This is a genomic window from Xylanibacter rarus (assembly GCF_001275135.1).
GTDB lineage: Bacteria > Bacteroidota > Bacteroidia > Bacteroidales > Bacteroidaceae > Prevotella > Prevotella rara.
The window spans coordinates 1-18,920 of the sequence record NZ_LFQU01000045.1; the positions used below are offsets into that span (position 1 = coordinate 1).

Annotated in this window: 15 protein-coding genes and 1 pseudogene; 6 read left to right on the plus strand and 10 right to left on the minus strand. The window is 35.1% G+C overall.

Translation table 11 applies throughout. The features are described 5' to 3' along the window. Positions 1 to 28: 28 nt before the first annotated feature. The 10 genes from ACU52_RS13760 to ACU52_RS13805 form a co-directional block, all read right to left on the minus strand. Positions 29 to 1,231, minus strand: a complete 1,203-nt coding sequence (locus ACU52_RS13760; protein WP_053399208.1) for a hypothetical protein — start codon at positions 1,229 to 1,231, stop codon at positions 29 to 31. After that, a complete protein-coding gene (locus tag ACU52_RS13765) occupies positions 1,228 to 1,872 on the minus strand; it encodes an ATP-binding cassette domain-containing protein (RefSeq protein ID WP_053399209.1) in 645 nt (214 codons plus the stop codon). The genes ACU52_RS13760 and ACU52_RS13765 overlap by 4 nt, the downstream gene beginning before the upstream one ends. Positions 1,873 to 1,877: 5 nt before the next feature. Continuing rightward, entirely contained in the window at positions 1,878 to 3,254 is a 1,377-nt protein-coding gene (locus ACU52_RS13770) for a DUF4836 family protein (protein WP_053399210.1), read from the minus strand. A gap of 35 nt (positions 3,255 to 3,289) precedes the next feature. Then, positions 3,290 to 4,021, minus strand: a complete 732-nt coding sequence (locus tag ACU52_RS13775) for a 16S rRNA (uracil(1498)-N(3))-methyltransferase (protein WP_053399211.1) — start codon at positions 4,019 to 4,021, stop codon at positions 3,290 to 3,292. Continuing rightward, entirely contained in the window at positions 4,008 to 4,598 is a 591-nt protein-coding gene (locus tag ACU52_RS13780; protein ID WP_053399212.1) for a bifunctional nuclease family protein, read from the minus strand. The genes ACU52_RS13775 and ACU52_RS13780 overlap by 14 nt, the downstream gene beginning before the upstream one ends. A 23-nt stretch (positions 4,599 to 4,621) precedes the next feature. Next, the gene (locus tag ACU52_RS13785) at positions 4,622 to 5,932 is read right to left on the minus strand and encodes an MFS transporter (RefSeq protein WP_053399213.1); all 1,311 of its coding nucleotides are present in this window, start codon (positions 5,930 to 5,932) and stop codon (positions 4,622 to 4,624) included. Positions 5,933 to 6,098: 166 nt separating this feature from the next. Continuing rightward, complete coding sequence (locus tag ACU52_RS13790) at positions 6,099 to 7,307, minus strand: tetratricopeptide repeat protein (protein WP_053399214.1); 1,209 nt, start codon at positions 7,305 to 7,307, stop codon at positions 6,099 to 6,101. A gap of 74 nt (positions 7,308 to 7,381) precedes the next feature. Next, positions 7,382 to 8,623 carry a tetratricopeptide repeat protein gene (locus tag ACU52_RS13795; RefSeq protein WP_021854440.1) on the minus strand — a complete coding sequence of 414 codons (1,242 nt, stop codon included), beginning with the start codon at positions 8,621 to 8,623 and terminating at the stop codon, positions 7,382 to 7,384. 24 nt (positions 8,624 to 8,647) lie between these two features. Beyond that, positions 8,648 to 11,257, minus strand: a complete 2,610-nt coding sequence (gene gyrA, locus ACU52_RS13800) for a DNA gyrase subunit A (RefSeq protein ID WP_053399215.1) — start codon at positions 11,255 to 11,257, stop codon at positions 8,648 to 8,650. A 403-nt stretch (positions 11,258 to 11,660) separates the two neighbouring features. Further along, positions 11,661 to 13,409, minus strand: a complete 1,749-nt coding sequence (locus ACU52_RS13805) for a phospho-sugar mutase (protein WP_021854438.1) — start codon at positions 13,407 to 13,409, stop codon at positions 11,661 to 11,663. 192 nt (positions 13,410 to 13,601) lie between these two features. Here ACU52_RS13805 and ACU52_RS13810 point away from each other — a divergent pair, with 192 nt between their 5' ends. The 6 genes and pseudogenes from ACU52_RS13810 to ACU52_RS13835 all read left to right on the plus strand — a co-directional run bounded on the left by ACU52_RS13810 (position 13,602) and on the right by ACU52_RS13835 (position 18,821). Continuing rightward, on the plus strand, positions 13,602 to 13,895 hold the full coding sequence (locus ACU52_RS13810; RefSeq protein WP_021854437.1) for a DUF4491 family protein: 294 nt from the start codon (positions 13,602 to 13,604) through the stop codon (positions 13,893 to 13,895). A gap of 2 nt (positions 13,896 to 13,897) precedes the next feature. Then, on the plus strand, positions 13,898 to 14,368 hold the full coding sequence (gene rlmH, locus ACU52_RS13815; protein ID WP_053399216.1) for a 23S rRNA (pseudouridine(1915)-N(3))-methyltransferase RlmH: 471 nt from the start codon (positions 13,898 to 13,900) through the stop codon (positions 14,366 to 14,368). 28 nt (positions 14,369 to 14,396) lie between these two features. Beyond that, the gene (gene uxuA / locus ACU52_RS13820) at positions 14,397 to 15,578 is read left to right on the plus strand and encodes a mannonate dehydratase (RefSeq protein ID WP_053399217.1); all 1,182 of its coding nucleotides are present in this window, start codon (positions 14,397 to 14,399) and stop codon (positions 15,576 to 15,578) included. A gap of 12 nt (positions 15,579 to 15,590) precedes the next feature. Next, positions 15,591 to 16,403: an SDR family oxidoreductase gene (locus ACU52_RS13825; RefSeq protein ID WP_053399218.1), complete on the plus strand. Its 813-nt coding sequence runs from the start codon at positions 15,591 to 15,593 to the stop codon at positions 16,401 to 16,403. Positions 16,404 to 16,544: 141 nt separating this feature from the next. Continuing rightward, complete coding sequence (locus ACU52_RS13830) at positions 16,545 to 17,984, plus strand: tagaturonate reductase (RefSeq protein ID WP_053399219.1); 1,440 nt, start codon at positions 16,545 to 16,547, stop codon at positions 17,982 to 17,984. Positions 17,985 to 18,080: 96 nt separating this feature from the next. Further along, positions 18,081 to 18,821: pseudogene (locus ACU52_RS13835) on the plus strand (TIGR02757 family protein). The last annotated feature ends 99 nt before the right edge of the window (positions 18,822 to 18,920 follow it).

Consider the following 18,920-nt stretch of genomic DNA (forward strand, 5'->3'; position numbering starts at 1 on the left):
TTGAGTAAAGGCCTATTGTTTTTATGTCTTAAGAATCTTTACGCCACCATATTCGTATTACCTTTCTATAAATTGCGATGAAATTCATTATAGAAACAAATGTAAATAAAATAAATCCTAATATCACAGAAGGTAATATATTTCCTTCATCGATTTGCGGAAATAATATCTCAATTACTCCCATATAATAATTGCGGATAAATGAAATCATTAACAGTGCAACAATAAGTACTATTGCATTTAAGCCTAAGGTAAGTAATTCATAAGGCATCGCGACACGTATGGGACTATATCCGATGAGTAATAAATTTTCTAGTTTAGAAGTATTTTTTTGTACTAACAAATAAATACTTAACATCAGAATATAGAAACTCAATATGCTTATCACAATACCAACAGCCATTACAATCATTACAATCATTCTTAGAAAATATGTCGTTTTTTCACTTTGAAGTTTATCGCTGTCAACTTCATATCCTTTATCATCAAGATATTTAGTTATATTTTCATCTGCAGGATTAGATACTTCAATGATTAAGCGGGTTGGATTTGACTTTTCCGCAGGAGAATAATACTTATTACTCCAATCCATAAACTTTTGTGGAACCAGTATAGTGTTTAGACGATTTGAAAAACCTATTACCTTACCTTTATATTCATCTTGGTGGCCATTTCCATGAATGTAGATACGAAAATCAATCATTCCAATAAGTCCATCGCTTATTTTAGGAAGTGAACGCGATTGGGCAAATCCGAAATTGTACATATTGATATATGTACGAGGAAGAATAATTGGCACTTCCCTACTACCTTCATCATATTTCCAATCTTTTAATGACACATCAACAAACTCATCTGGTACACTTTCAAAAAATAATTCTGAACTGAGTATAGATTGTCCATTGATGCCCATGTGTGCATCAACCTTATATTCTGTAGATGTAAAATTACCTATTTTTTTTATGAATTTTTGTGAGGATATGTCATCAATCTCAGCATTATTAAAAGAATTATCTCTTCCTGAAATAGTACTTGCGGTCCCTATTCTTTTACTTACAATCAGATAATCTGCTTTCATAAAGCTATCTTGCGATGTGAATACAGGTAAAACATCACAATAAAACTGATAACCTAAAAGAACTATAAGCATTCCAAATAAATTTGCGAAAGCAAATCCTGTAAATTGAGGTACACTTATATGTTGTCGCAATAATTTCCAAACCAAATTCATAACTTAAAAACTTTATTGTAATTTAAATTCATATGTTTGCCAATGCTTGTAACTATAACCCCTGCTCCTTGAGCTTTTGCCTCAGTCATCATAATGTCGCCCATAATTTTTGAATTATTATCATCTAGATGACTTATTGGTTCATCTACTAGTATAAAATCAAAAGGCTGAACTAGAGCTCTTATCATAGCTACGCGTTGTTGCTGTCCAAACGACATATGACATATCTTCGAATTTACTTTATCTCCTATACCTAGAATTTCGAACCACTCAAGTATTTGTTGCTTATTTTTGAAATTTGTAAGTTTATTCTTTATCTCTACATTCTCAAACGCAGTTAATTCAGGAAATAAACGAAGTTCTTGAAAAAGATAACTAATATGAAGTTTGCGTATGTCTATCCATTCAGATATTTTCATCTCTCTAACAGACTTATTATCGAACTTGATGTTACCGCTGTAATCCCGTCTGTATCCTAGAATATAACTACAAAATGTACTTTTACCTTTTCCACTATCAGCCTCAATAAGATAAAGCTGTTCCTTATTAAATGCAACATCACTATTCCATACATCAGAATTAAGGGTGTTGCTATGTGAAAACACATCAGGTATAACCGAATTAAATATTATTTCTTTCATGTTTTTTACATACTGAATATAACCGTTCTTATATTTCCTAGTAATGGCTTTATTGATGTCATAACAGAAGCTTTATCCGTACCATCCCCCAATATCGTTTCTAAATTCAGTATTAAACACAAACGCTTTCCTCTTATTTTATTTTGTACATATTCAGGAATGGCATTTTGTGATTTTGATATTGATTCAAGCGCATATTTAGGACTTCCACCTGAATAAAATTGCATATCATCTGAAACACCAAAATAATAATTGAAAGTTCCATTTGTATAATAATATGAGTTTTTATTCCAATCAATAATTTTACACCCAGCCAAACATGACTCTCTCCAATATCCTATATCTTTAAGAAATGCATTATTAGAAAGTTGGGCGCTCATCTGGGGTATATTTCCTCCTTCATTAAAAGAATGTATAATAATAGACATATCGCCATTGATACTTTTTATTATATTATCCATATCAATAGCAGTATTCATTCCTGCTAATAACGCTTGAATAGAATTATTAGAATGAAGCAATTTAAGAAATTCTTTTCCATCAACATTCAAGAATATACCTAAAGAGGCATTAATAGGCATACTTGCAGAATAGGTGCCTCGAATTGGCCTAAATGTCTTTTTATTTTCTTTTATAGCATTATTTATATGTTCATTCAAGGAATACGTTTCACCTTTTATGTTTACGCATCCATCTTCACCTTTAACAAATTCAGCTGCAATCATTATTTGTGATGCATCAGCGTCTTTTGGTGCCCCAATAGTGAAAGGGGCGACAAACTTTTCTGGCAATGCGGCAGCTTGAGCTACCATGGATACGGAACTTTCTAGACTGTCTAGTTTTTGAAACATTGGTGAGCCTTTTATACTCTTGCTGTCATCCTGTTCTAGAAATTTTATCATTTGTCGCTGCATATCTGCCTGTTGAATAGGCAAAATAGGTCCCATTACCAATAGTGCATCTGACGAAAACCCTAAAATCCATGTATCTTTTACAGATGTAAATTTAAAACCTTTACGTGTTGTTAAGTTCTTACAATATCCAGCTTTTTCTAATTTTTTAATCCAATTACTTATATTATCTTCGTCATCAACCTTAGCTACAAGCCCTATATTACCATCAACAGTTTCAAATACATATGCTTTAGTAGAGAAATCCAAACCGCTAGCATCTGCATCTTTAAGTTTTAGTACATCTTTAAGGTAATCTAATTGCTTATCATCTGATGTATTATATAGTTCTTGTAAGTCTACTGAAATAACCGCGGTACTATTTTTAGGTATGACATTCAGATAATCATCAGATGAACACGATAATAAAATAAGCATGCAAAATAGTAATTCACCCCAAAATATCAATGGATTTATTATATTTTTTTTCATCTTTATAAAGATTACTAATACCTTTAATATTTATGTTATTTCCTTAAAACTAATTGAGTCATTAATGTTGCCGATAAAGCTGCTGTTTCTGTACGCAAGCGGCTTTTACCTAATGAGATTGACTCATAACCATTTTTAATTGCAAGTTTAACCTCGTCTATTGAGAAATCTCCTTCTGGACCGATCAATACAGTGATGTTTGTTGCTTCATTTGTATGAATTAAAGGAGATATCTCTGAGAAAAAATCTTTTTTATTTATTTCTTCATAGCAATGAGCAATATATTTTTTCCCTTCACGAGGCGTTGATACAAATTCTTTGAAAGAAGTCATTGCATTAAGCTTCGGTTTCCAAGGCTTTCTACTTTGCTTAACGGCAGCAACTACTATTTTATCTAGCCTGACAGTACGCATAACTTTTCGTTCTGAGTACTTACAATTCAAGAATGTTATCTCATCAATGCCAACTTCAGTTGCCTTTTCGCAGAACCATTCTACCCTATCCATCATTTTTGTTGGTGCCATTGCGATATTTATATGTCCTCTCCAAGTTTTTTCTTGTGGCAGACATTCTTTAATTTCATACATACATCGTTTTGTCGCTGCAATAGTAACAACAGCCCGATAGAATGTTCCTTCACCATCCATCAGAAACATTTCATCGCCACTTTTAAGACGCAGAACACGTAATGCATGTAAAGCTTCGTCCATTGGAAGTTCTGTTAAATTGGCAGCTTCTGGAACATAAAAAAATCTAACCTCTTTCATCTATTTCACTTAAATTATTGGCCTTATTACTATTTCTTTCACGTCTTTTCTTTTCGTCCCGCAAATGCGAGGCCAGTTCGTAATTTTCTTCCAGAATTGCTTTTTCTAATGCAGCTTGCAGCATTTTATCGCTAATAGTATTTACAGGTAATGATACTCCTCTTGAGTTCTCACTATACGCAACAGATTGACGTGCCAAGAGCACTGAGTCGATGTATATAGGTATTTTTCCTACATATGAAAGTAATACCGCATCCGAAGCTCTGATAATCTCAGCCTTTTTAGTTTTTTTGTCATAAAGAGTAGTCCTATATTGCCCTTCGACTAAATCATCAATTAGGAGTTCATATCCTGAATCAGGATTAATCCCTTGCATTCTGCATAAGACTTCAGGTAACATTATATTTACAATAGGTATCTCCTTTGTCCGCAATTCTAATTGTACAGCCATTGCTTTATCGCAAACTATTGATATTTGGCGCATATTATTTTCATCTGTCAAAATCAATAGTCCCATGTCTTCAGTCCCTACAATTTCAGAAACTCCTTTGAAAATTAATCTTTCTTTTGTTGCCATAAAATGATAAAGAAAAATTATATTTAAGATTTTTTTGTTTCAGATTTAAAAAATAGAACAAATAACAAGGCAACCAATAATGCATATCCAGCAAAAATAAGCCATGTTGACCGCCAGTCACCAAGTAAATACATCCCTTCCCATTTGCAGAAATGATCAACAACAGCCCCCGCGGCTAAAGTTCCAACAGATGCACCTATTCCATTTGTCATTAACATAAAGAGACCTTGTGCTGATGCTTGAATAGAAGGATCTGTCTCTTTTTCTACAAACAATGCACCGGATACATTAAAGAAATCAAATGCCACTCCATATACCAGCATCGAAAGAATAAACATCCATAAACCATCTCCTGGGTTTCCTAAACCAAAAAGTCCAAATCGTAATACCCAAGCTATCATTGCCATAAGCATGACAGTTTTAATACCAAAACGTTTTAAGAAAAATGGTATTAACAATATACAAAATGCTTCTGACATTTGAGATAAAGAAGTTAATAAGGTCGCATTATTTGCCCCAAATGTATGTGAGTATTCTGCGTTACCGCTAAAACTTGTTATGAATGGCGTTGCATATCCATTCGTTACTTGTAATGACATACCGAGCAGCATTGAAAAAATAAAAAATAATGCCATACGTTTTTGTCCAAATAACTTGAACGCGTTTAGTCCAAATGATTCATATAATGACATGCTTTTACCTTTTTCTGCTATGGCGCATTGTGGTAATGTAATGGCATACAGTGCAAGTACTAATCCTAAAACGCCAGAAACAAAAAACTGCATAAAGCTGTATTGGAATCTGCTCTCAGAAGTTACACTAAAGAAAAATCCATCTTCTGCAGTGTAGGCTGCACAGTTAACGAACCACATTGTTGCAATAAATCCAACTGTGCCTAAAACTCGTATTGGAGGAAAATCTTTAATCGTATCATATCCATTTCTTTTCAATGTAGCAAATGCCACTGTGTTCGATAATGCAAGTGTAGGCATATAAAATGCAACACTTAATGTATATAATGCGATAAAAATACCTTTTTCTTGTATTTGATTTCCAAGGCCGGTATTGTATCCTATCCACCAACATCCAAGCATAAATATAGCTGCAAGAAAATGGCATATACCCAATAATCTTTGTGGCTGGATCAGTTTATCCGCAATTATACCAATTATTGTTGGCATAAAAATAGATACAATTCCCTGAATTGAATAGAACCATGGTATTAAATCTCCAAGCCCCGCAGAGCCTAAATAGTTACTCATACAAGTAAGATATGCTCCCCAAACAGCAAATTCAAGGAAGTTCATTATTGCTAAACGAGTTTTTAAATTCATATATTTAAGATTTAAAATACCATAAATTAATCTTTGCGGAAATAAGGATAACTTAACTTATGTATGATATCTTTAAACCGCTCAATAATGCAAAGATAGCGTAAAAAAAAGTATAATCAAAATAAATAACAAATTTTATATGATTGATTATATTACGCTGATATATTTATTTTTTTCCGTGAATATTCTGTAGGATGCTGTTCATTTCGTCAAACTGTCGTCCCATATTTAATTTTAAATATATGTTATAAAGAGATGGAGCCCATTTGTCTTTTTCGTTAGGGCACATCTCTCTATATTTTTCCATATATGGTAATGATTTCTTATAATAATCTATAATCTGTGTTCTATTTTTACGCTTTGAGATTGTTGTTTTTTCTAAATCAATTGCCAGATTCAGATATGATACACCTGCATTATAATAAACATCGGGAAATGAGTTATTTTTCTTTAGAATAGTGTCGCAAACAGTAACACACTCTTGATAACTGCCCATGTTTAATAGTATATTACTTTTTGCAAATAAAAACAACACATTATCTTTATCAGAAATCAATGCTGTATCAACAATCGCCATAGCCTTGTCTAGTTGGTTCTTGCCATTGTAATAATCCATTAATCTTAAAAAAAAGAATTTAGATTTTTTATTTTCTTTAAATCCAAGATTTAATGTTTCGATATACTTTGCTGTATCTCCTTTGATCAAATATATATCCGAGAGATATTGTAAAGCTCTTCTGCGATAATTCCTGTTCGACAAAGCAAGCTCATGATATTTCAGAGCGCTATCAGGTCTATTTAATTTATATCCTGAAACTACGGTCCAAAATGCGGCAGATGATGCTAATTGATCATCATTAATGTATTTATTGACTTCAAATAAAGGCTGCTGTGCACAATCAAGGTATGAATCCATCAATTTATAAGCAGACTCATAATTCTTCTTGTTTATAAAGAATAATCCACCATTATATAAATTACGTCTGTATTTATCAAGATACTCAGCATTTTTCTTACGATACTTCGGTTTAATTCTGCCTTTCTTATCAGGCAGTGCATCTATACTGTCTAGACTTTCATACGCTATAAACATTTTATGTGCTGTATTAAAGAAAGCAACCGTATCATAGCCTTCTTTTAAATATAATTTTTCGTTTGCTACTTCATACTGAGCGCTTACAGCATTGGCAAGCGTTTCGTAAATTTTTATATTTTGTCTATTCACAGAATCTTTAAGCAAATTGCGCATTGATGTTTCAGCCTGCTCAAGATTACTTCGACTTTTTATATCAGAACGTGCCTGACTAATTTCCTTCTTTTGAGCAGAAGTCGTAATAGAAAGTATTATTGTAACAAATAGAAAAAAATGACGCATTTATATATCTTTTAAAGATGGAGACCGATATTGTGGCCAACACCGGTCTCCATTAATTAATAATTAATATGTATTTATTTTGTCAAAGCTTCCATTTCCTTTGTTTTAGGATCATCGGCGCCATAAATTCTGTAACAGCATGTATATAATGAATATGCCCATACAGTTTTATACTGCATTTCTTTATCAAGATTCTTAGCTTTCTCTAAAAATTCAATAGCCTTTTTATAAACATCAATTATTGCATTTTCTGCTTCCGGAGAAAGTTTCTTTCCATTGGCAGTTGCACGCTCTGCAGCTTCTTGTGCTTTGTACATATAACTATTGCCTATTGATGCTAATACCGCGACATTCTCAGGCTGTTTTGAAGCTGCTTTTGACAAATCTGCAATTGCCTCGTCCCATTTGTGCTCATTCATATTAGCCTGACCACTCATTGCCAATGCAGTGAAGTTGTTCGGATCTTTAGCAAGTTTTACTTTAACAAATTCTGAAAGACCAGCCTTGTCATTAAGAGATATGAGCATTGAGCATATTGTACTGAATACCATATCATTATTTTCGTCATTTGCATAAATACTCTTAAGTTTATTTACATAATTAAGAGTATCTTCATGTGACTTCAGTTGGTTTTGCATAACTGCCAGTTTAAGCTGTAATGCATCATCTGCCATTGCAGTATCTTTGATTGCGATATCTGCATATTTTTCAGCTTTGTCATATTCCTTTGCAAAATAAGCAAAGCGCGCAGCATAATATGCCATTTGGGTTAGACTTGCGTCTGTGCTCTTATCCTGCTCTTTAAACAAAGGATAATCATTACTATCTACATAAGTTGCAAGATTCTTGTATGCAAGTGCTTCATCTTTATTCTGATAATAAATACCAGCGTTGATGAGATGGAAACGGATTGGATAAAGTCTGTCGCCATTTGACTTATGGAACTTGGGTTTCACCTTACCCTTATCGTTAGGCTGATTATCAAATTCGTCGCAGAGTACACCATTTTCTAAAGCCTGCATCACGGCATTGTAAAGTCCAATGGTATCATAAGGCTCAACTTTTGTGTTTAGCTGTGCTGCCATCTGATTACTGGTAATTGTAGCCTGCTCATTGACAACTTTCTCATAGGCTAAATCAACAAGTTTGTTGTAGCATTTAGCTTTTTGTTCAGCTGACATATTGCTGAGGTTACTTTTCAGAAGATTATAAGCTTCATTATAATCTTTAATTTTCGAAATTTGTTTATACACATCCTGTGCAAAGGCCGACATACTTAGTATAGAAGCTACGGCCAAGGTCATAAACTTTTTCATAATAGATATATTAAAAAATAATTGTTATTGTTCATCGAATTTATCCTCATCTGATATATCTGGAAGAGTATCATCGTCAGAGTCTGTATCTGTTGGTATTGCTTGAGTATCATTTTTGAATGCTTCACTTGTTTGTGCCCATTCTTTTCTGCTCTCAGCTTCAACTAACGCCTCTAGATCCGAGCTCATTACTTTACATACACTTGATATTACATCATTTTTCTTTGTCAAGTTTATAAGTCTGACACCCTGTGTCGCTCTACCCATTACACGACATTCTGACACTTTAAGACGAATCAAAATACCACTTTTGTTTATTATCATGAGGTCATTCTCGTCCGTAACAACCTTTATTGCAACCAAACGGCCTGTCTTTTCTGTGATATTTAGCGTTTTAACGCCTTTTCCGCCACGATTTGTAACACGATAGTCTTCAACTTGGCTTCGTTTTCCATATCCATTTTCACTGACAACCATTATAGTTTCTTCTTCCGGCTTATTGACGACAACCATTCCTACAACCTCATCGTCACCTTCATCAAGACGCATTCCCCTGACACCGGTTGAAACGCGTCCCATAGCACGTACAGTATTTTCGCTGAATCTTACAGCACGGCCATTTCTATCTGCAAGCAGCAGTTCGTTATGCCCATTAGTAAGTCTTACGCCAACGACCTCATCTCCTTCAAGTACGTTTATGGCAATCACACCATTTGCTCTTGGGCGACTATATGCTTCAAGGCTTGTTTTCTTTATTAATCCTTTTTTGGTAGCAAATACTACATAATGACTATTTATGAAATCAGGGTCATCCAATCCGCGTAAACGAAGGAACGCATTAATACTATCATCGCTTTCTATGTTCAACAGATTTTGTATTGCGCGACCTTTTGAATTCTTTGCCCCTTCAGGTATCTCATAGCATTTAAGCCAATAGCAACGTCCTTTCTTTGTGAAGAACATCATTGTATTATGCATCGTTGCAGGATAAATGTATTCAGTAAAGTCCTGTTCACGACTATTTGCACCTTTGCTGCCAACTCCACCTCTGGCTTGCTCACGGAATTCTGATAGCGGAGTGCGTTTGATATATCCCAAATGACTTATTGTTATCACAACAGGATCGTTTGGATAAAAATCTTCAGGGTTGAATTCTTCGCTAGAATATTTTATTTCAGTGCGACGTGGATCACCATATTTTTCCTTTACCTCTAAAAGTTCGTCTTTCATAACCTTCTTACAAAGCTCAGGGTCGTCAAGTATTGACTGTAAATATGTGATTAGCTTTTCAAGCTCTTCGTATTCAGCATGCAGTTGATCCATTCTAAGTCCAGTCAACTGACTAAGACGCATATCTACAATAGCCTTTGATTGTAATTCATCAAGTTCAAAACGTTTTTCCAAATTACGCTGAGCGTCAGATGGAGTCTTCGAGCCTCGGATAATATGAACAACCTCGTCAATGTTGTCACAAGCAATTATTAAGCCTTCAAGTATATGTGCTCTTTCTTGAGCCTTACGCAAGTCAAATTTTGTTCTGCGTATTGTTACATCATGGCGATGCTCAACAAAATAATGCACACAATCTTTCAATGTTAACAAACGCGGACGTCCTTTAACCAATGCGATGCAATTGACTGAGAATGAGCTTTGTAATGCAGTCATCTTAAATAATTTATTTAGGATGACATTCGCATTGGCATCTTTTTTCACATCAATCACAATACGCATGCCCTGACGACCGGATTCATCGTTTGCATTACTTATTCCATCAAGTTTTCCTTCTTTTACTAAATCAGCGATATATTCAATCAATTGAGCCTTATTTACGCCATAAGGTATCTCAGTAATGACAATCTTATCATGTGATTCTGTGCTTTCAATTTCTGCCTTTGCACGCATCACTATACGTCCACGACCAGTTTCGTATGCATCTTTTACTCCTTGAATGCCGTATATATAAGCACCTGTCGGAAAATCTGGAGCTTTTATATATTGCATAAGGCCTTCTGTATCAATATCTGGATTATCAATATATGCACAACATCCGTCAATAACTTCTCCTAAATTATGCGTTGGAATATTTGTTGCCATACCAACGGCAATACCATTACCTCCATTAACTAAAAGATTTGGTATCTTGGTCGGCATTACAGAGGGCTCCTGAAGTGAGTCGTCAAAGTTATTCATCATGTCGACAGTCTCTTTTTCCAGGTCGTCCATGATGTGTTCACCCATCTTTGACAATCTGCACTCTGTATAACGCATTGCGGCGGCAGAATCACCATCGACACTACCAAAGTTTCCTTGACCATCAACAAGAGTATAGCGCATATTCCAATCTTGCGCCATTCTTACCAATGCTCCATATACAGAGCTGTCTCCATGAGGATGATATTTACCAAGGACTTCACCTACTACGCGGGCGCATTTCTTATACGGCTTATCACTCGTGTTGCCAATTCCCATCATACCGTACAATATTCTTCTATGTACAGGTTTAAATCCATCACGAACATCGGGTAAAGCACGGGCAACAATAACAGACATAGAATAGTCAATATAAGAGGATTTCATTTCCTCCTCTATATTAATCTTTATGATTCTGTCTTGATCAAATGTGTTATTATCCATTAATTATAATTGTATTAATTTTCTATAAAATGCCGTTTGAGGCCATTTGCTTTCGTTTTAAGACGTTTTACATCTTTTTGGGCCTGCTAAATTAACACTTTTTTTCGACCTACAAAAAACATTTAGGGCAAAACATATAATTTTAAACTTTATTATAGACAAGAAAACTCTAAATCTTTATTTTATTGCTTCGCCATTACAAAATGGTAATAAAAGCATTTTGCCAATTACGTGATAAAATACTAAAATAATATGACATATAAATTATAAATATATGATCACTGAAATTTAGATGTAAGTCTAAAGATTTTGAATGACATCATGTACTTATGGTTTAATGATACAAAAAGGCGGAAATATGATAACATTTCCGCCTTTTTGTAATGATATAGGAATTGCCTAATTAATTCAAGTTTAACGATTTTTTTATTTCTGCAATTTTATTGTTTGCTTCGCTTGTGCAACGGTCATAGCACCCATTGCATTTCATTGTGCCTTTAACTTCAATATAGAATTTGATTTTAGGCTCTGTTCCTGACGGACGAACGCTTATTTTTGTTCCATCTTCACAGAACCATTGCAGAACATTGCTTGTTTCTGGCATTTCTAATTTAGAAACATTTCCGTTTGCATCACGTTGCTCCAATGTTTGATAATCTTTCCATGTAACGACCTTGCTTCCGCCAAGTTCTTTTGGGGGATTGTTCCTGAAGTCTGTCATCATCTGCTTTATCTCATCTGCTCCGCTCTTTCCTGGTTTGACAACATTTATTGTGAATTCTTTAGAGAATCCATACTCAAGATAAATGTCCATCACAACATCATAGAGTGTTTTACCTTGGTCTTTTGCCCATGCGCAGATTTCTGCTAATAGAGAACATGCAGAAACAGCATCTTTGTCACGTACAAAGTCTTCTGCCAAGAATCCGTAGCTCTCTTCACCTCCACCTATATATTGTTGTTTGCCTTCTGACAAGGCAATTTCACGGGCAATCCACTTAAAGCCTGTATAGCAGTCGCGCATTTCTATGTTTTGTTTTTCTGCTATTTTTCGTATAACTTCAGTGGTTACAATCGTTTTAACAATGAAATCCGTCGGTTTCATCAAACCTTTAGCCTGACGGTTTTTGATTATATAATACAAGAAGAGTAAACAGGTCTGGTTGCCGTTTATAAGTATCCATTCCCCTTTGTCGTTCTTGCATGCCATTCCAACACGGTCTGCATCAGGATCGCTTGCCATTACAATATCAGCATCAAGTTCTTTGGCGTCACGCAATGCCAATGTTAAGGCTTCACCATTTTCAGGGTTAGGGCTTACCACTGTCGGGAAATCGCCACTTTTAACCATTTGCTCTTTTACACAATGAACGTTTTCAAATCCCCATAATTTCAAAGAACGCGGTATTAGCGTCATGCCTGTTCCATGTAGTGGCGTATATACGATTTTAAGATCCTTCTGACGGCTAATTACTTCTGGGTCGATAGAAATCCCGTGTATGAGATCAAGATATACTTTATCTATTTCTTCTCCTATAATTTCTATGAGTTCTTTATTTCCTTCAAACTTTATGTCTTCAACGTTAACTTTATTAACTTCGTCTATAATGCCTTTGTCGTGAGGTGCCAGTACTTGTGCGCCATCTGCCCAATAAGCTTTATATCCATTATACTCTTTGGGGTTATGGCTAGCAGTAATGTTAACACCACTTTGGCATCCCAAGTGACGTATGGCAAAAGAACATTCTGGCGTTGGCCTCATGTCGTCAAACAGATATACTTTTATGCCGTTTGCAGAAAAGATATCAGCAACGGTTTCTGCAAAAAGTCTGCTGTTGTTACGACAATCATGGCAAACAACAACAGAAATCTGCTCACGGTCTGCAAAATTCTTTTTTAGGTAATTAGCAAATCCTTGTGTAGCCATGCCGACGGTATAAATATTCATACGGTTGCTACCTACTCCCATTATACCTCTAAGGCCACCTGTACCGAATTCAAGGTTTTTATAAAAACTTTCTATTAAATCGGTTTTGTCTTCATTTTCCAACATGGCCTTAATCTTTTCTTGTGTTTCCTGATCAAAAAAAGGTGATAGCCATTGTTTTGCCTTATTTTCACATAATGCAATTAATTCCGTGTTTTTTTCCATATTATTAATATTAGTGTTAGTAATTTTATTGTTTACAAAGGTAATAAATTAAATTCAAAAATTACGCTCAAGAATTTTTTTTCTTTTTTTTCATCTAAATTTAATTTATGCGAAGTTTTTCTATCATTTCTTTTTGCCCTATTAAAAATAAATGAGTATTTTTGCGGAAATAATAACGAAACATAAGCATAGATGTATTTTTCTGGAATTATTATAGCAATATCATGTTTTTTGATTATTGGCATTTTTCATCCGATAGTAATAAAAACAGAATATTATACAGGTACAAAGTTTTGGTGGATATTCCTGATTGTAGGAATTGTCTGTCTGTTATTGGCCCTATTAATTGCAGATTCACTTTGTTCAGCTATATTAGGCATATTCGGTGCTTCATCTTTATGGTCAATAAAAGAATTGTTTGAGCAACGTGACCGGGTTAAGAAAGGATGGTTTCCAATGAATCCTAAACGCAAAAAAGAGTATTGAATATGAAAACGACATTGTTACTTGTAGGAAAAACGGACAACAAACTGTATGCCGAAGGGATTGAAGACTATGTAGCTAGAACAAATCATTATACACCTTTTTGTTTAAAAGTTATTCCTGAGCTTAAAAACACCAAGAGCCTTAATGAAAAACAGCAGAAAGAAAAAGAAGGAGAACTGATTTTAAAGAATATAGACGATAAAAGTTATGTCGTCTTATTAGACGAACACGGAAAAGAATTCAGAAGTGTAGAATTTGCAGCGTGGTTGGGAAACAAGCAACAAACTATAAGGCAGTTGACTTTTGTGATAGGTGGCCCCTATGGATTCTCTCAAGCTGTATATGAACGTGCCAATGAGAAAATGTCATTATCAAAGATGACACTTTCTCATCAGATGGTTAGATTGCTCTTTACGGAACAGGTTTATCGTGCATGCACGATAATAAAAAATGAACATTATCATCATGAGTAATTTATGATTTTATATAAAGAAAACTAATATGGAAAAGACATGGAGATGGTTCGGCAAAAAAGACAAGATTACTTTGTCGATGCTAAAACAAATTGGCGTTGAAGGAATAGTCACGGCATTACATGATGTTCCTAATGGTGAGGTTTGGACTAGAGAAAAGATACGCGACCTGCGTGAATATATCGAGAGTTATGGTATGCGTTGGTCTGTTGTTGAAAGCCTTCCTGTTTGCGAAAGTATTAAATATGCAGGACCGGACAGGGATAAACTCATTGAAAAATATAAAGAGAGTCTTAAAAATCTTAGTCTGGAAGGTATCCATACTATATGCTATAACTTTATGCCTGTGTTGGATTGGGCCAGGACAGATTTAGCCCATCCAAATCCGGACGGAACCAGTAATTTATTCTTCAGCCATGCTCAGTTCGCTTATTTTGACTGCTGCATACTGAAGCGTGAAAATGCAGAAGAGCAATATAGTCAAGAAGTTCTAGAGGAGGTTGAAAAGCTTAAACAAACAATGACACCTGAAGATGATCATAGGCTTGTTGAAAATATTATTGTTAAGACTCAAGGCTTTGTAAACGGAAATATTTCTGAAAATGACGAACATCCTGTAGAACTCTTCAGGCAACTTTTAGATTTATATAAAGGTATAACAAAGGATCAGTTGCGAGAAAATATGAGATATTTTCTTTCTGCAATAATGCCAACATGTAATGAATACGACATGTATATGTGTGTACATCCGGATGATCCTCCATTCCCTATTCTCGGTCTCCCACGTATTGTTACATGCGATGATGACATCAGCTGGTTCTTAAAGGCCGTAGATGACCCGCATAACGGATTGACATTCTGTGCAGGTTCATTGTCTGCTGGTGCCCATAACAACGTTACTGAACTTGCACGCAAATATGCAGATCGTACATGGTTCGTGCATATGAGATCTTGTAAAGTTTTCCCTAACGGAGATTTTACAGAAGCTTCACATCTTGGCGGACGTGCCGACTTGATAGAATTAGCACGAATATTTGAGAAAACAAATCCAAACTTACCGATGCGTGTTGACCATGGCCCCAACATGTTAGGCGATCTTGATAAAGGTTATAATGCAGGTTATACTTTCCTTGGACGTATGTTTGCTATGGGGCAAGTACAGGGTATTCTAGCTACAGTTGACAGAGAATTAGGAATAAATCAAAAATAAAATCACAAAATTATGAACGAACTATTTAATATTAAAGACAACGTTACTGTCATAACAGGCGGAACAGGTGTATTAGGACGTACAATTGCAAAATATCTTGCAAAAAATGGTGCAAAAGTTATCATTCTTGGTAGAAAAGAAGACGTCGGAAACAAAATCGTTGAGGATATTAAAAAAGAAGGTTATCATGCTGAATTCATGAAAACTGATGTTATGAATCAAGAATTAGTGCAAAAGAACTGTGATGATATTATTGCAAAATATGGACGTATTGACACATTACTGAATGCTGCAGGTGGAAATATGCCAGGCGCAGTAATAGCACCAGACAAAAACTTTTTTGACTTAAAAGTTGAAGAATTTCAAAAAGTTCTTAATCTGAATCTGACAGGTACAGTTATACCAACACAGATATTCCTGAAGCCTATGGTGAAACAAGGCAAGGGGTCGATTATCAATTTCTCTTCAATGGCAGCATTCCGTCCTATAACACGTGTATGCGGTTATGCAGCAGCCAAAGCTGGTATAAGTAATTTTACGGCATTCATGGCAACAGAGTGTGCTAAAAAGTTTGGTGAAGGTATTCGTGTTAATGCTATTGCTCCTGGATTTTTTATAACAGAACAAAACAGAACTTTGCTTACAAATCCTGACGGCTCTTATACTCAGAGAGGTAAAGACGTTATACATCAGACACCATTTGGCAGAATGGGTGATCCGGAAGAGCTTTGCGGAACAATACATTATTTAATGAGTGATGCAGCAAAATTTGTAACAGGTACAGTTGCTGTAGTTGATGGAGGTTTTAATACCTATGCAATGTAATCAGTGCATAATATCTGCATATTACAATTACGCAAACCTTTACGTAAGTTTAATCAGGAAAAACGTAGCAAGGTATAAAATAAAATAGTAATTTTGCATCGTAAAAGAAAAACAAACTCATTAGTATAAATCATGAAAAAATTGCAAGCTTTAAACAAAAGGACTGCGCCTAAAAGCGTAATGCCTGAGAAGATCATTCAGTTTGGTGAAGGAAACTTCCTGCGTGCTTTCGTTGACTGGATTATTTACAATATGAATCAGAAAACTGATTTCAATGGTTCTGTTGTTGTTGTTCAGCCAATTGAAAAAGGTATGGTTGATTGGCTTAATGGTCAAGATTGCCTATATCATGTAAATCTTCAGGGACTTGATGAAGGTAAGCCGGTAAACAGCCTTACACGTATTGATGTTATAAGCCGTGCATTGAATCCTTATACACAAAATCAAGCTTTCATGGCTCTTGCAGATCAGCCTGAAATTCGTTTTGTAATATCAAATACGACAGAAGCTGGTATTGCATTTGATCCTAACTGTAAACTAGAGGATGCTCCTGCAAGTTCATATCCCGGAAAATTAGTACAGTTGCTTTATCGTCGCTATCAGACATTCAATGGTGATCCTACAAAGGGTCTCATTATTTTCCCATGTGAGCTGATATTCCTTAATGGTCATGTTCTCAAAGATTGCATTTATAAGTATATCGAACTTTGGAATCTTGGTGAGGACTTCAAAAAATGGTTTACAGAATGCTGCGGCGTTTATGCAACATTAGTTGACAGAATTGTACCGGGTTTCCCGCGCAAGGAAATCAAGGATATTCAGCAGAAAATCTGTTATGAAGACAATCTCGTCGTTCAGGCAGAAATATTCCATTTATGGGTAATTGAAGCACCAAAAGAGATTGCAGAAGAATTCCCTGCAGATAAGGCTGGTCTTCATGTATTATTTGTACCTTCAGAAGAGCCATATCATGAGCGTAAGGTTACATTGCTTAATGGTCCTCATACAGTATTGAGTCCTGTTGCATTCTTGAGTGGTATTAATATTGTACGTGATGCTTGCAAAGATCCTGTTATTGGCAAGTATATACATAAAGTTCAGTTCGAGGAGCTTATGGAAACACTTAACCTTCCGAAGGACGAACTTCAGAAGTTTGCTAGTGATGTCCTGGAGCGTTTTATGAACCCGTTTGTTGATCATCAGGTAACTAGCATCATGCTTAACTCTTTCCCGAAATATCAGACACGTGACCTGCCCGGTGTTAAGACATATCTGGAACGTAAAGGCGAACTTCCTCAGGGTCTTGTATTTGGTCTTGCAGCCATCATAACATACTATAAGGGTGGTAAACGCGAAGATGGTACTGAGATTGTTCCTAATGACTCTCAGGAGATCATGGACTTGCTTAAGAATCTTTGGGCTACTGGTGACACTCAGAAAGTTACAGATGGTGTTCTTTCTGCAACACAGATTTGGGGCGAAGATTTGAATAATATTGCAGGTCTAAATGCATTAGTTAAAAAGGATCTCGATCTCATTCAGGAGAAAGGCATGCTTGAAGCAGTTAAAACAATTCTGTAATGTATACCAAATATTTGTCTAGTACAAATTAAATAATAAGTCAGGCTCTGCAGTAGTATTTTTACATGCAGAGCCTGTTTTTCATATATTATTTATATGGATAGTAAAATAAAATCTATATTAGAGGAGTACGCTCAAAGATATGAGACATCTGATTTCTTGCATGATGATCCAAGTCGATTTATGCATCAGGTTGAAGGCAGGCAAAATAAGAAGTTGCAGCTTTTGTTGCATCATGTTTAAGCTATGGAAGCAGAAAACAGTTTATGCCCAAAATACAAGCACTACTCGATTATGCTGATAACGATATGTATAATTGGATAAAGCAAGACTATTATAAAGATAGCTTTAAAGAAGATGATAAAAGCTGCTTTTACAGATTGTATAATTTCAGCATGATGTATAAATTATTTGAATCTTTACACAATCTGCTGATAGAATATGAATCAATTGGTAATTTTGTCAAAAGGAATTCTTCTGACGGATTATCTGCAATAAAAGCAATAACAAGCTATTCTGCAAAAACCGGCATAGAGACAATTATCCCTAAAAATACTACATCCGCGTGCAAGAGAGTTTGTATGTTTCTAAGATGGATGGTCAGAGATAATTCTCCAGTAGATATAGGGTTTATGGAGTGATTTTATTGACAAGCGTACCTTAATTGTACCATTGGATACACATGTTCTCCAAGAAGCGAATAAATTACATTTGATAAACAATAAAACGGCCTCAATGAGTGTGGCAATAAAGCTTACAGAGAAACTTAGGGATATTTTTCCTGACGATCCGCTTAAAGGTGACTTTGCTCTCTTTGGTTATGGGGTTAATCAGTAATCATTTTTACAAATGATAAAGTCTCTTAATAACTAGAAACAATAAGTTAATGTAGTTTTCTATGCATTAATAAATTCTATGTCTTATTTTGGGAATAAA

What these genes read in the sequence shown, in the direction of transcription:
- rlmH (WP_053399216.1), top strand. Translation starts at nt 13,898, where the DNA reads ATGAAAACGACATTGTTACTTGTAGGAAAAACGGACAACAAACTGTAT.
- uxuA (WP_053399217.1), top strand. Translation starts at nt 14,397, where the DNA reads ATGGAAAAGACATGGAGATGGTTCGGCAAAAAAGACAAGATTACTTTG.
- ACU52_RS13765 (WP_053399209.1), bottom strand. Translation starts at nt 1,872, where the DNA reads ATGAAAGAAATAATATTTAATTCGGTTATACCTGATGTGTTTTCACAT.
- ACU52_RS13790 (WP_053399214.1), bottom strand. Translation starts at nt 7,307, where the DNA reads ATGCGTCATTTTTTTCTATTTGTTACAATAATACTTTCTATTACGACT.
- ACU52_RS13770 (WP_053399210.1), bottom strand. Translation starts at nt 3,254, where the DNA reads ATGAAAAAAAATATAATAAATCCATTGATATTTTGGGGTGAATTACTA.
- ACU52_RS13775 (WP_053399211.1), bottom strand. Translation starts at nt 4,021, where the DNA reads ATGAAAGAGGTTAGATTTTTTTATGTTCCAGAAGCTGCCAATTTAACA.
- ACU52_RS13810 (WP_021854437.1), top strand. Translation starts at nt 13,602, where the DNA reads ATGTATTTTTCTGGAATTATTATAGCAATATCATGTTTTTTGATTATT.
- ACU52_RS13785 (WP_053399213.1), bottom strand. Translation starts at nt 5,932, where the DNA reads ATGAATTTAAAAACTCGTTTAGCAATAATGAACTTCCTTGAATTTGCT.
- ACU52_RS13805 (WP_021854438.1), bottom strand. Translation starts at nt 13,409, where the DNA reads ATGGAAAAAAACACGGAATTAATTGCATTATGTGAAAATAAGGCAAAA.
- ACU52_RS13760 (WP_053399208.1), bottom strand. Translation starts at nt 1,231, where the DNA reads ATGAATTTGGTTTGGAAATTATTGCGACAACATATAAGTGTACCTCAA.
- ACU52_RS13780 (WP_053399212.1), bottom strand. Translation starts at nt 4,598, where the DNA reads ATGGCAACAAAAGAAAGATTAATTTTCAAAGGAGTTTCTGAAATTGTA.
- ACU52_RS13825 (WP_053399218.1), top strand. Translation starts at nt 15,591, where the DNA reads ATGAACGAACTATTTAATATTAAAGACAACGTTACTGTCATAACAGGC.
- ACU52_RS13795 (WP_021854440.1), bottom strand. Translation starts at nt 8,623, where the DNA reads ATGAAAAAGTTTATGACCTTGGCCGTAGCTTCTATACTAAGTATGTCG.
- gyrA (WP_053399215.1), bottom strand. Translation starts at nt 11,257, where the DNA reads ATGGATAATAACACATTTGATCAAGACAGAATCATAAAGATTAATATA.